Genomic DNA, 13,869 nt, shown 5'->3' with positions numbered 1-13,869 from the left:
GTAATCAACGTCGCTTTAGGACATTCAATGTCATCGATGACTTTAATCGTGAGGCGCTAGGCATTGATATTGCAGTAAGCTTACCAGCAGGGAGAATTACCCGTTACTTAGATAAACTGGCCGAATATCATGGGTATCCATTAAAAATACGGGTCGATAATGGGCCAGAATTTACAGGAAAAACCTTTATAAGCTAAGCTAAATCACATGATATAGCCATTGATTATATCCAGCCCGGTAGTCCTTATCAAAATGGCTATATTGAACGATTTAATCGTACCTATCGTACTGAATTACTCGATTTATATCTTTTTAACAACTTAGCACAAGCAAGGACAATAACCGAAGAATGGTTAACGATTTATAACACCGAAAGACCTTATGAAGCACTAAATAATATGACGCCGATTGAGTATAAAACCCTAAAACAAGCAGCATGATTTTCTACTTGAATCTTGTACTAAGTTTGGGGTATTTACAAAGTATCATGGATAAGGTTATTCGACCAAGGAGTTTTTACCGAGTAGGGGAGTATATTTACCCAGATAGCTTTCTATTTTATTATGAATGATACCTTACGGTTTAATATTAAATAAAATTGGAGCGGGAAATGAGGTTCGAATCCAGCTTATTAAGCTGTTGTATATAAAAGAATTATCCAGGCATCTATATTGCTTTTGCTCACCTTTTGGACTAGTTCTTTGTGGTTCTTAATGGACGCTTATGGACTTCTGTAGACTCAAAGCGTAAAAAACAATTTTGACTAATCCTCTAATCATCATTTTATGGCACTAAACCATTCATTGACAAGTTATTTAATAAAAGCATCTAACATTTTGTGTGGTTCAGCTCATCTAAATTGATAGTTAATTGTGATAAATATTTTTCATTATGTAATAAATGATTGGAATTATACAGCTATAGAATTATTTGTTAGCATGAATTCATTGTGTATTACTTACCTAATTATTTAGTAAATCTAAGAATATTTTTCCTATATCTGGCACAAGGAGGTTAAGTTATTTACTTGAAAATATTAAAGTTGTAAATATCACATTAAGTCCAAAGGACATTGCCTTTATTGATAAAAGCATGGCTAATTTTGTTATTCATAGGGAACATTATCCTAAGGAGGATATGGTTAGCTATGGCTTTGATGAATAAATTCAATTTAACCCCAAACAAATTTATAATATGAGCGAATTACATGGAAAGAACAAATAATACATTTCCCACATTGAGCCTTCTTACCTTAGCAACAGCACTGTTTATTTCAATTATGACAGAAGCTTTGCCTGCTGGTTTTTTACTGTTAATAAGTGAAGATCTAAGTGTTACAGAAGCTCAAGCGGGTCAATTAGTGACACTTTACGCATTAGGTTCTCTACTATCTGCTATCCCATTAACAATTGCTACACAAAGTTGGAATAGAAAAAAATTATTAGTAACAGTTATACTTGGTTTTGGCATTACTAATTTTATGACTGCATATTTTCTGTCTTTTACTATGATATTAATAGCTAGATTTTTAGCTGGTATTTTTGCTGGTCTTTTATGGGCAATGGTGGCTGGTTACGCAACAAGAATGGTTAGTGATGATAAAAAAGGAAGAGCAATAACTATAGTTATGCTAGGGGTTCCGATAGCCTTATCTATAGGTATTCCATTGGGCACATTAATAGGTCAGTTAGTCGGTTGGAGATTAACTTTTCATATAATTACAATAATCTCTTTGTTGTTGGTCATTTTGATATGCCTAAAACTACCTAATTTAGAAGCATTAAAAACGAAGAAAAAGAATGCCATTTTTTCTGTATTATCTATACCTTATGTAAAATCGATTTTAGTAATAAATTTTATTTTCGCTTTTGGTCATAATATTTTTTACACCTATATATCACCATATTTACAACTTTCAGGAAATGAAATGAATGTCGATGTAGTTCTATTTATTTTTGGTATTTCATCGATTATCAGTATTGCTATTGTTGGGATATTTATTGACAAATATTTACGTAAGTTGATTATTTTATCTCTCAGTTTTTTTGCTATCTCCGGATTATTATTTTATGCTTTTGATAACATTTATTCGTTAATCTTAGTCTCAATTGTAGTATGGGGATTGGCTTTTGGCGGTGGAGCAACATTATTTCAAACAGCATCAGCAAAAATAACAGGAGAATCTGCTGATATTGCACAGTCTTTACTTGTATCACTTTGGAATTTGGCAATAGCTGGTGGTGGTTTTTGTGGCGGAATGCTGCTAAATGTTTTCGATGCAAGAGTATTACCAATCATGATGTGTATTTTGTTGATATTAGCTATTTTTATAGTTTTATATGCTGGTAAACTTGGTGTTGGAAATGCAAGCGGAGACGATAATGTATCTAATTGATCTGCATGCTCAGACTTTAGCAAGCTGTCACGGATATAGTTCAGTATACGAAAATATAATGTTTGCTAAATACAAGTGGAAGCAAAGTAATCGATTTTTTTTAGTATAAAAAATAAATATTTTACTGTGTAAATAAATTTATTTATTTTTCATCTCATTAATAAAAGTAAGAGCATCAGCACCTGCTCTTTCTTCATTCCAAGACATTCCTATTTTCCATTTTGATCCTTTTCCCATGAGTTCATGATATTTAATTTTTGATTTAATATTATGAACTAAACTATTAGGTAATATCGTTACATTTGAATGTAAATTGGACATAGATATACTGTTGTAAACATTATTTGTGTAATATACCTGTGGAAAATTTAGTGAGTTTTTTAAAAGAAATTTCGAAATTTTTTGAGATAGTTCAAAATGCGAATCACAATTTGGTAAACAAAGAATATTTTTATCTAAAATTTGATTAATATCATTAAAATTATTAATCTGAAAATTGTCTTTTGGATTGGATATAATTAATAAATGATCTGTGCCTATCTCTTCATATTTTATTTGTTTATTGACAGGCTTTTCCATAAAAGCTATATCTAACTCTCCAGATAATAGCCTTTTTTCCTGCTCTGCTGAATCCAACTCATGTATTTGAATTTTTATCATTGGATGGTGTTCTGTATATCTATTTATCATTTCCGGTAATATATTTATAAAAGAAAATGTATGTCCGATATTCAAAACACCCGTTCTACCTGTTTTTATTTTTTTTACTACACATAAGAATTTATCTAATTCATCGGTTAAATTAAGTGCGTATTTATATATTATTTTACCTTCATCAGTCAGGTAACAACCATGATTATCTCTCAGAAATAGTTGAAAACCGAATATTCCTTCAAGAAGTTGAATTTGTTTTGTAAGTGCTGGTTGAGTTATATTTAGTTTCTCAGCGGCATCGCGAAAACTATCACTTGTAGCTAATACAATGAATGATCTTATCTTTTTTACATACACAGGGAAATCCTTCTAGTTAGCTATTAAGTATTATACTTAATTATTAAATTTTGAAGATCTAATAATTACACTTGTTCTAACAAATAAAGAGCTAAATATTTAGCTAACTTCAATTAATGATGGCATCTGATGAATTTTTACTAATTCTGGTTTAATATTAAATGAAAGAATATTATTTACATTATCAACATCTATTAATATTGACGATTTAAGATTTATCTTGCCATTTGTTTGATGAAAAAAATTTTGTTGTTTTATCATTTTTTCTTAATTTTCAGATTGTTTTTATTTGATTGACTGTACTTTATATTTAGTGGATGACATATTTTGAAAGCTCTATAAAACTATTATACAATATCAGGACCATTTGTAATGGTATACTTTTCTTGGTGGCATTTTTAGCGGTATGATAAACCATAGACTATGGAGATTATTCCATGACAAGACAACTAAGTAGTGCGATGCCCCATGAGTAAAAACGAATACAAGCTTTAGAAAAACAAGTTAAGTAGTTGCAAAGATATAATTAGTTATTAAAAAAGGCTTCAGCCTTCTTAACCATCGAACTGACAAACAGCAGTAAATAGCATTGATGCCTAAGAATACCGGAAATAAAACAGCTCAAATCTGTCGGTGTTTATCATTATCACCCAGTGTTTTTTATTATCGAATTAAGCATCTGCTTTTAAATTAATGATGCTAGATTAGAAATTATAATGTGTAGGAAAACACCGAGTTGTTTACACTTCATGGCTAAAATAATCCTCTAAAAACTCATAAGGCGTTTTCCTCGAAATAACTTTATGCTGTTTAACGGTATTATAAAAATTAAAATAGCTTCTAATAACTAATTTAAAATAAAATGATTACTACTAACTTAGTGTCTTAATAATTAATTTTGAATTGGAGCGGGAAACGAGGTTCGAACTCGCGACCCCGACCTTGGCAAGGTCGTGCTCTACCAACTGAGCTATTCCCGCATAGGTAAGAAGTGGTGCCCGGGGCGAGACTTGAACTCGCACGGCCAAAAAGGCCGAGGGATTTTAAATCCCTTGTGTCTACCGATTTCACCACCCGGGCTCAAAACTGATTACTAGGAAGTAATTCGTTTTGAATGCAGTGCATTTTACCGATCTTATGATTTCAGTCAATAAAAATTTTAAATTAATCGTTTAACTGTTCAATGTTTGACTGATTGACGGTTTAAATAAAGTTATTTTTAATTTGAAAGGGGATGAGTAATTTTGTTTATACGAACTTTTTGAACAAAACTACTCATATAAAAAGATGTTTAGATGGAAATATTAACCAAAAGTTATTCTTCTTTTAATAAATCGCTATGTGCTATCCATAAATATTGTAACATTGATAATAGCGTTAATACTGTTGCAATAAATAATGCTGCAAGACCTGCGTAAATAACAATGTCACAAGGGCGCCAAAGTAGCCAAGTTAGCGCTGTCATTTGTGCTATCGTTTTGATTTTACCAATAGACGAAACGGCTACATTGTTGCGTTTGCCGATTTCAGCCATCCATTCGCGTAAGGCCGATACTATAATTTCGCGCGAAACGATAATAATTGCAGGGATTGAGATCCACCATGCTTGGTAATATTGGGTAATTAAAACTAGTGCAATTGTTACCATGATTTTGTCGGCGACTGGATCTAAAAATGCGCCAAATTTAGTTGTTTGACCTAAGCGACGGGCAAGATAACCATCTAATACATCAGTCACGGCAGCAATTAAAAAAATCAATGCAGAAAAAAAACCAGACCATTTATAGGGAAACAAATAAAATGCCAACACAAAAAAAGGGATTAAAATAACTCGAAATAGTGTTAAGGCTGTTGGAAAATTAATTTTCATGTGACATAAACTCTTTTTTTATTTTATTAATCAATGTATTAGAGATTGATAAAAAACAGTCTTTTCTTAATGGTTATGTTGCCTGAAATATGTTATTTTTTCAATGTGTTATTGTTGTAAATTTAGATAAATTTTTTCAGCTAATGATTTTGATATACCTTGCACTTGAGCTATTTCGTCAATACTGGCACTTTTTAACTCTCTTAATCCGCCAAAATGTTTGAGTAGCGCTTGACGTCTTTTGGCACCAATGCCTTCAATATGCTCTAATGCACTGTCAGTAAGTTGCTTTGTCCCTTTTTTACGTTGACCTACGATAGCATGATCATGTGATGCATTTCTAATTTGTTGAATGAGCAATAGTGCAGGGGAATGGTCATCAAGGTAATATCCCGTACCATGAGCTTCAAAAAAGAGGGTTTCTAATCCTTCTTTGCGCTCAGCTCCTTTAGCTACACCAATTAAAATAGGGTGATTTTTGTTCCAATTGACATCCAATTGTTCAAATACTTGTAGAGCTTGGTTAAGTTGTCCTTTACCGCCATCAATAAAAATAATATCAGGCACTTTTTCAGTTGGTAGCTCTTTTTTATTGTAACGGCGAGTTAATACTTGTTCCATTGCTGCATAATCGTCACCAGGTGTAATACCGGTAATATTGTAGCGTCGAAACTCAGATTTAACCGGTCCCTTATCATCAAACACAACACAAGATGCAATGGTATTTTTACCCATAAAATGGCTAATATCAAAACATTCCATTCGATTAATTTTGTCAATCCCCAAAAAGGCTTTCAATGCATCGTAACGTTGTTTAATTGTTGAGTTTGCTAGTAGTTTATTTTTAACCCCAGTTTGAGCATTCACAGTTGCAATATTGAGTAATTTAAGATTATCACCTTTGGGTTCATCAACCAGTTTAACTTGATGCTCAGCAATAAGTGACAGTGTCTCTTCCATTGGTTGTTTATCAGACAACGAAAAATTAAGTAAAATCTTTTTAGGGATATTTCTATTTTGATTGCCTTGCAAATAAAATTGTCCCAAAAAGGTTTCAATAACTTCTTCTAGTTCAGTATTCGATGGCACTTTAGGAAAATAAGAGCGATGTCCAAAGGTTTGACCATTTCGAATAAATAAGACATATATACAAGCCAAGCCTGATTCATAATGGAAACCAATGACATCAAGATTATCATTATTATTATATATAGCTTGTTTTTCATTAATATGTTTTATTGCTTGTAGTTGATCACGCAAAACCGCAGCCTTTTCAAAATTGAGCTCTTTACTGGCTTTTTGCATATCTTCGGTTATTTTTTGTAGTATTTGATCTGATTGACCGGATAAAAATAACCTAACATAGTTAACTTGCTCTAAATAGTCTTCATCACTGACTAAACCTGGCACACAAGGACCTAAACAACGTTTAATTTGATATTGCAAACAGGGACGAGTTCGATTTCGATAGGTTGTATTTAAACACTGTCTTATTGGAAACGTTTTTTGCAATAGTGTTAATATCTGTTTAACTGCATAACCACTAGGATAAGGACCAAAAAATTCATCTTTTTTACGATTAATTGCTCCACGATAAAGGGATAGTTGAGGATGCCTCTCTTTGCTTAGTTTTATAAACGGGTAGCTTTTATCATCCTTTAAAAGCACATTATATCGTGGCTGATGTTTTTTGATGTATGTCTGTTCAAGTAGCAGGGCTTCAGTTTCAGTATTGGTAATTGTAAATTCAACATGATGGATATGGCTAACAAGCATATCTGTTTTTAGTGTTTTTTTACTGCTATTAAAATAGCTTTTTAAGCGATTATTGAGATCTTTGGCTTTGCCCACATAAATAATCGTCTCTTTATCATTAAACATCTGATAAATTCCCGGTTTATGTGGGACTGTTTTCAAAAAGGAGGTTGAATCAAATTGGCTCATATTAGTTTTCGAATGTGAGGGCTTTTTTCTCTATAACTCTCATAATGGTGCTCAGTAAGCCATTTATCAAGAGGTATATTAGCCCTGCAACCACAAAAATAGAAAAATCATAATAATCACCATTTAATTGATTGCTATATCCCATAATATCCATCACTTGAATCATTGATACTAAGGCCGTGCCTTTAATCACAAAAATGACTTCATTTGAATAAGTTGAAAGAGCTCGTTTTAATGCATATGGCATGACAACTTTTAATGTTTGTTTTTTATTCATACCAAGCGCTTGACAAGCTTGCCATTGTCCTTGAGGTAAAGATTTTAGTGCACCATAAAAAATTTGTGTTGTGTAAGCTGCACTATTAAGTGTTAAGGCTAAGTATGCACAAAACCAAGATGATGAAATAAGTTCATAAAGGGCAGGCATTTTACTTAACGTATCACTAAATTGCGAAGGTCCGTAATAAATTAAAAATAGTTGGACAAGCAGTGGTGAACCCGTAAATATAATAATATAAGTACGAATAACTTTAGTTAATACATTTGAATTTAATGATAATAAACATGCTAAGACAATTGCCAGTAATCCTGCCGATAGAATTCCCAAAATACCTAAGCTTAAAGTATTAGGTAGACCTTGTAGTATGATTTTAAGGTAATAAATAAAATTATCAGACATAATACGACCTTATTAACTTTTTGCTGATGTTGGTTGTTCAAAATAAGTTGAACGTTTTTCAATTCGTGATATTACTTTTTTGCTAAAAATAGAGATGATGAGATAAATAATCATTGCGATGATATACCATAAAAAAGGTTGATTTGTTCGGGCAATAATGGTTTTAGTTTGCATCATTAAATCATTAATTGCGATGGTCGAAACCAGTGCGGTATCTTTTAACAAAATTAACCACTGATTACTTAATCCAGGTAAGGCATGACGCCACATTTGTGGCATTATAATACGGAAGAATGTGCGTGATTTACTAAGTCCAAGCACTTGGGCTGCTTGTCTTTGTCCGTTGGGAATTGCCTTAAATGCACCGCGAAGCGTTTGTGACGCATAGACTGCATATAATAGTGAAAGTGCAGCTACACCACATAAAAAAGGGTTAATATTAAAATTTTGAATATCGAGTTGTATTGTTAATGAGGTGAAGTAAAAATTAATTGTAAATCCATCATTTAATAATATGAGCAATAAGGGTAATCCATTATAAATGGCGACAACAATTAATAGTTCAGGTAAAGCTCGAATCGTTAAATTAAAAAGAGACATTAACCATGCAATTGGTTTGAATGGAGCTGATTCTAATAGCGTAAAAATAAAGGCAAAAAACATTCCTACAACTAATGATACCAAAGCTAATGATAATGTAATTAATGTAGCTTGCATTAGTGGCAAGATATATCCATCCATCAAAGATAGAATCCAGTTTGTTCCATTTGTTAGAAAGTCTGACATAAAAAAACCGTTGTTAAATTAAAAAATAAACTCGCCGCAAAATATGCGGCGAGATCATAGCGAAGTCGAGTTTTACTGTTTAATAATTATTTATTAAACCATTTTTTATAAATAACATCTAATTCACCATTTGCTTTGAGTTTATCCAGAGCTTGGTTAAATTGATTTAGTAATTGATCATTGCCTTTACGAACTGCAATACCTAAACCTTCACCAAAAAATTCATGATCAGTGATTTTATCACTTAATGGTACAATATCAGAATCTTTACCTAGCCATTCACCAGCGACTATTGAACTTGATACGATTGCATCAATTCGTTTTGCTTTTAAATCTAAAAAAGCAAATTGATAACTATCGTAACTGACCTGTTTAATATCTGGGAATTTTTCATTTAGATATTTTGGATAAGTTGTTCCTTTTTGAATGCCAACAGTTTTACCTTTTAATTGCTGAAGGTCAGTTAATGTATCTTTTAATGTAATGAATTGAATTGAGCTATCATCATAATAAATTTTGGTAAAATCAACTTGCTTTTGACGTTCTGGCGTAATATCAATTCCAGCTATAGCAGCATCAATTCGACGAGTTTTTAAACTAGGAATTAAGCCATCAAATGACTGATTGACAATTTTGCATGAGGCTTTTATCTCATCACAAATTTTATTAATCACATCAATATCGAAACCAATGATTTCATTTTTTTCATTAGTAAATTCAAAAGGCGCATAAGTTGCTTCTGTGCCGATTGTTAAAGTGTCTGTTGCTTGAGCTACAAACGCTGTTCCTGCAAGAAAAATGGCTAGTAACGTTTTTTTCATATATCCACCTAAATTTATTTTAATTAATGTGACAAATAAGCTTTAAACTCTTCAGTTTGAGGATGAGCAAAACATTCTAACTGCCCTTGCTCAATAATCTTACCGTGCTCCATATAAATGACTTGTGAAGCAACTTTACGAGCAAAATCGACTTCGTGAGTAACAATAATTTGTGTAATTCCCGTTTCAGAAAGTTCATTAATAATTTCAGCAATTTGTGATGTGATCGCAGGATCTAATGCTGCTGTTGGTTCATCAAATAATAATATTTGAGGTTCCATCATTAATGCTCTAGCAATAGCAACACGTTGCTGTTGACCGCCTGAAAGATGAAGCGGATAACGCTTGGCCATATCATCAATTTGTAATCTGTTTAAAATAGCCATTGCTTTATCGTTAGCTTCTTTTTTAGATAACTTTAATATTTGGCAAGGTGCTTCAGTTAAGTTTTCTAACACCGTCAAATGTGGCCATAAATTGTAGTTTTGAAATACCATTCCTACATTTTTACGAAGATGACGAATTGTTGATTCACTGATTTTTTCAGAAAAATCAAAATGTGAATTGGCAATAGTCATCTGTCCTGATGCGGGTATTTCAAGTAAATTAAAAACTTTTAATAAAGAGCTTTTTCCAGCGCCACTCTGACCAAGTAATACAATAGTCTCACCAAGTGGATAGCAGAGAGAAACATCATTTAAGGCCTGGTGTTTACCATAAAAACAGTTAATATGGTTTAATTCAATATTCATTGTCAGTTATATATTTTTTAAAACAATAATTGATTAAATATTACATTTTTTTGCATAATAATGCAATCTAATTTATTAGACTATCAGTTTTTTGCTTTGTTTTTATACTAAAACGTATGCTTTCCTGAAACTTTTTGACAAAATTTTATCCCTAAAGATGACTACTGGGTATTCGAGAGGATGGGAATTGTAGGACCAAGATATTTAGGTTCTTTTTTCAAAACATAAAGATCAATAAAAGCACCAACTCGAGCAAACATTTCACGAATTCTGACCAACTTCATACTTTTAGGGGAAGGCACAGCAAAACATTGTGCTTGTATATCTTGTGCTAGAGCAATAAAAATCGCTCGTTCGCAATGAAACTCTTGAGTAATAATCGTAAAATCATTTGCATCAAAGACTTTATTGGCTCGAATAACAGAATCAAAAGTTCGGAATCCTGCGTAATCTAACACAATTGAATTACTAGGAATACCTGCTTTTATCAAATCTTTCTTCATAGTAATGGGTTCGTTGTAACTCAAAAGGGCGTTATCACCACTTAGTAATAGATAATCAACTTTATTTTGCCAATAAAGATCAATTGCTCCATTAATGCGATTACGGTAGAAATCATTTAAGCCACCACCTCGAACATACTTTGAGGTACCAAGCACAACACCAATTGCTCGATAGGGCAATAGGTTTTCATCATGATAAATATAAGGAGCTGTTTTATAGCTGATCCAATAATCTAAACTGGCAATTGCCAGCATTGAAACCAAACAGAAACTAGCTATATAAGCAATAAGTTTTTTTAATTTCATGCTAAAACCAGTTAAAAATAAATACCATTATTGGAAATAAAAACGGTGCTGTCAATGATGTCATGATGCCACATAAAACCAAGGATAACGAACTATATGCACCTTCATTATAATCAACTTCGATACAACGAGCGGTTCCAACAGCATGTGAGATCGCACCAATTGATAATCCTCTCGCTGGTGCTGATTTTATTTTTACTAAATTCAATATTTGATGTCCAAATATGCCACCTAGCGTACCAACTAGTATCACACAAAGTGCAGCTATAGATGGTATTCCTCCTTGACTATTCGCAATTGTTACAGCAATAGCTGTGGTCACCGATTTAGGTAAAACCGATGCGGCAATTTCAGTATTCCCACCTAGCCAAAATACAATACAAACACCGGTTATCATTGAAGAAAGCGAGGCGATAAAAGTAATAATCATAATTGACTTCCAACGTGCTTTAATTTGTGGAATAAGTTCATATAAAGGATAGGCGAGGGCAACAACTGAATAAGGCAATAAATCATTAATGATTTGCACATTACCAATGTATTGTATATAGCTTGTGTTGGTAAGCAGCAATATTGGAATTAGGATTATGACCGAAATCACTAAGGGATTAAATAATGGACTTTTTATTTTAAACGATATTTTTCGAATAACGAGAAAAACACAAAGCGTTAATGGTAGCATCCATATCATGGTTGAAGGTCCTCATCTTTTCTTTTTGGCATGACCTTATGACATTGTTCCGTTAAAAAAGCAGTTAAAAGTAATACAATGAATGATCCACCAACACAGCCAAATATTATCGGTATCCAATTTTGCAATAAAAGTGAATAATTATCCATTATTCCCATTGCAGCAGGAATGAAAAGTAATGTCATGTAACGCATGAATAGATTACAGCTATTTTTGATCCAACAGGTGGGAATTAGTTGAAAGGCAAGTAAGAAGAATAGAATTAACAAACCGATAATACTGCCAGGAATCATTATAGGTAATATTTTAGAAATAATATCACCACCCCATAGACAGAGAGTTAATATGACCAATCCCCGACCATAACTAAAAAGTGTATAGTACAAAGAATATAATCGATGTTTGATAGTGGCGTGCTTAGCTAGAAAATGTTTCATAACGTAAATTTAATCTTAATTTTAAATTATGATTATTATGCCTATAGTTAGTGTGAAATTAGGTTTATTTGCATATATAATACGCCCGTCAAAATTAATTACCAACTAAATAATGGCAATAATGATAAAGTTGTTTAATGATTGCAAGTTTCTCTGACTGGTGAATATAAGTTTCTGCATATTGTTCCAATGTTAATAAGTAATCTTGGATTTTTTGAACATGAAGTTTATCACGACAATAATCCTTCCAGATAAGTTGTTCATGTTCTGTCAATGTTTGTGGATAATTTCGTGCTTTGTATCTAAAAAATAGTGTAGCTAAGCGAGGGTCATCAAACGTTATTGATAAACTACCTAATAACTGGATTGGAGTTGTTCGTACAGTGTCACAGCGTAACCTATCTTGGTTATTAAAAAAACTCCCGTAAATTTGAGCATCAACATCAGAATTAATAGTATTAATAGGGCTATTATCATCGATATTAAATAACGCCTGCATTTTATCTTGTAATAATTTTTGATTTTGTAATAGTTTTTGTTGGTTGATTATGCATTGCTTTATATCAATGTTAAACCGTTCGGCGTTTTCAGGTAATAAGGTTTTTAGTGGTGCAATAATAGGGCATTTATTGGTATGAACCAATTTTAAAGGTATTCGTGCTTCCCCCAATTGGAGATCTTCAGTTTTTGTGTACAATTTTTCTTTTATTTGCTCGACAGGGAGTTCAATTAAGAGATCAATATCTCCCGTTAAATCACAAATAATAGCGGCATTATTTTGTACTGGATGCCAAGTTATAGGTGCAACTACAGATAAGTTTCCACGGTAACTACCTAACATGCCAGATACGTGAACTAGTGGCGTGATATTAACCACATCAATAAGTTCTGCAACTCTATTTTTTTTACGTAATTGGAAAAAATAATCAAATAATTTAGGCTGCTTTGCTTTTATTAATTTAGCCATTGCAATAGTCGCATAAACATCAGACATCGCATCATGTGCATGTTCATGCTTAATATTGTTCGCTTTTGTTAAATGCTCCAAACGAAAACTTGGTAAGCCTGCATCATTTGTTGGCCAATTAATTCCTTCTGGTCTTAGTGCATAACAAGCTCGCACTACATCAAGCAGATCCCATCTGGAATTTCCATTTTTCCAACTATAGGCGTAAGGATCATAAAAATTACGATATAAAATATTACGAGTAACTTCATCATCAAAACGAATATTATTATAGCCAAGAATACATGTATTTGGTTCACTAAAAGCTTGATGAATTAGGCGAGTAAATTCTGCTTCACAAACACCTTTTTGATTAGCTTCTTGAGGGGTAATTCCCGTTATTAGTACGGCTTCAGGATTGGGTAGATAATCTGGGGATTGATGACAATATACAACAAGAGGTTCTTCAATAATATTAAAATCTTTATCAGTTCGAACCCCAGCAAATTGTGCGGGACGATCTAATGCTGGATGAGTTCCAAAAGTTTCATAATCATGAAAGTAAAAAGTAGGCTGTTCTTGGTTGTTTTTCATTGTGTAGCTTTGCTCGTAATTTTTATTTTATTTATTTAAATTCAATTATATAATAATTCTTATTCATTTTTGTTTTTAGCTATTTAAGCATTTTTTATTTGTTCACATTGCAGATGTTTACAGAATATAGAAAT

At 32.3% G+C, this 13,869-nt stretch carries 12 protein-coding genes, 2 tRNA genes and 1 pseudogene; 2 read left to right on the top strand and 13 right to left on the bottom strand.

The genetic code is table 11. From position 1 onward, the window contains the following. Both GQ593_RS13800 and GQ593_RS05775 read left to right on the top strand, forming a co-directional pair. A pseudogene (locus GQ593_RS13800) lies at positions 1 to 440 on the top strand (integrase core domain-containing protein); the annotation flags it as partial. 767 nt (positions 441 to 1,207) lie between these two features. After that, complete coding sequence (locus GQ593_RS05775; protein ID WP_160431189.1) at positions 1,208 to 2,395, top strand: MFS transporter; 1,188 nt, start codon at positions 1,208 to 1,210, stop codon at positions 2,393 to 2,395. A gap of 138 nt (positions 2,396 to 2,533) precedes the next feature. Here GQ593_RS05775 and GQ593_RS13795 read toward each other — a convergent pair whose 3' ends face one another. The 13 genes from GQ593_RS13795 to sbcB form a co-directional block, all read right to left on the bottom strand. Next, the gene (locus tag GQ593_RS13795) at positions 2,534 to 3,406 is read right to left on the bottom strand and encodes a LysR substrate-binding domain-containing protein (RefSeq protein WP_160431188.1); all 873 of its coding nucleotides are present in this window, start codon (positions 3,404 to 3,406) and stop codon (positions 2,534 to 2,536) included. A 904-nt stretch (positions 3,407 to 4,310) separates the two neighbouring features. Beyond that, positions 4,311 to 4,386 (bottom strand) — tRNA-Gly (locus GQ593_RS05765). A gap of 12 nt (positions 4,387 to 4,398) precedes the next feature. Next, positions 4,399 to 4,486 (bottom strand) — tRNA-Leu (locus GQ593_RS05760). Between the two features lie 235 nt (positions 4,487 to 4,721). Further along, positions 4,722 to 5,276: a CDP-diacylglycerol--glycerol-3-phosphate 3-phosphatidyltransferase gene (gene pgsA, locus GQ593_RS05755; protein WP_160431187.1), complete on the bottom strand. Its 555-nt coding sequence runs from the start codon at positions 5,274 to 5,276 to the stop codon at positions 4,722 to 4,724. 108 nt (positions 5,277 to 5,384) lie between these two features. Next, positions 5,385 to 7,220 (bottom strand): excinuclease ABC subunit UvrC, encoded by a 1,836-nt coding sequence (gene uvrC / locus GQ593_RS05750; protein WP_160431186.1) that lies wholly within the window; start codon positions 7,218 to 7,220, stop codon positions 5,385 to 5,387. 1 nt (position 7,221) lies between these two features. Beyond that, complete coding sequence (gene artM, locus GQ593_RS05745; protein WP_160431185.1) at positions 7,222 to 7,899, bottom strand: arginine ABC transporter permease ArtM; 678 nt, start codon at positions 7,897 to 7,899, stop codon at positions 7,222 to 7,224. A gap of 12 nt (positions 7,900 to 7,911) precedes the next feature. Further along, positions 7,912 to 8,640, bottom strand: a complete 729-nt coding sequence (artQ, locus tag GQ593_RS05740) for an arginine ABC transporter permease ArtQ (protein ID WP_160431197.1) — start codon at positions 8,638 to 8,640, stop codon at positions 7,912 to 7,914. 131 nt (positions 8,641 to 8,771) lie between these two features. After that, the gene (locus tag GQ593_RS05735) at positions 8,772 to 9,506 is read right to left on the bottom strand and encodes a transporter substrate-binding domain-containing protein (protein WP_160431184.1); all 735 of its coding nucleotides are present in this window, start codon (positions 9,504 to 9,506) and stop codon (positions 8,772 to 8,774) included. Between the two features lie 23 nt (positions 9,507 to 9,529). After that, positions 9,530 to 10,258: an arginine ABC transporter ATP-binding protein ArtP gene (gene artP, locus GQ593_RS05730; protein WP_160402280.1), complete on the bottom strand. Its 729-nt coding sequence runs from the start codon at positions 10,256 to 10,258 to the stop codon at positions 9,530 to 9,532. Positions 10,259 to 10,419: 161 nt separating this feature from the next. Beyond that, a complete protein-coding gene (locus tag GQ593_RS05725; protein WP_202115383.1) occupies positions 10,420 to 11,067 on the bottom strand; it encodes an ElyC/SanA/YdcF family protein in 648 nt (215 codons plus the stop codon). Position 11,068: 1 nt separating this feature from the next. After that, a complete protein-coding gene (locus GQ593_RS05720; protein ID WP_160431183.1) occupies positions 11,069 to 11,758 on the bottom strand; it encodes a CidB/LrgB family autolysis modulator in 690 nt (229 codons plus the stop codon). Continuing rightward, positions 11,755 to 12,195, bottom strand: coding sequence for a CidA/LrgA family protein (locus GQ593_RS05715; protein ID WP_160431182.1), 441 nt, complete (start codon positions 12,193 to 12,195; stop codon positions 11,755 to 11,757). The genes GQ593_RS05720 and GQ593_RS05715 overlap by 4 nt, the downstream gene beginning before the upstream one ends. A gap of 94 nt (positions 12,196 to 12,289) precedes the next feature. Then, complete coding sequence (gene sbcB, locus GQ593_RS05710) at positions 12,290 to 13,735, bottom strand: exodeoxyribonuclease I (RefSeq protein WP_160431181.1); 1,446 nt, start codon at positions 13,733 to 13,735, stop codon at positions 12,290 to 12,292. Positions 13,736 to 13,869 lie beyond the last annotated feature (134 nt).

This window comes from Gilliamella sp. Pas-s25 (assembly GCF_009795885.1).
GTDB lineage: Bacteria > Pseudomonadota > Gammaproteobacteria > Enterobacterales > Orbaceae > Gilliamella.
The sequence above is the reverse complement of the archived record's forward strand: the minus strand, read 5'-3'. Positions and strand labels throughout refer to the sequence as shown.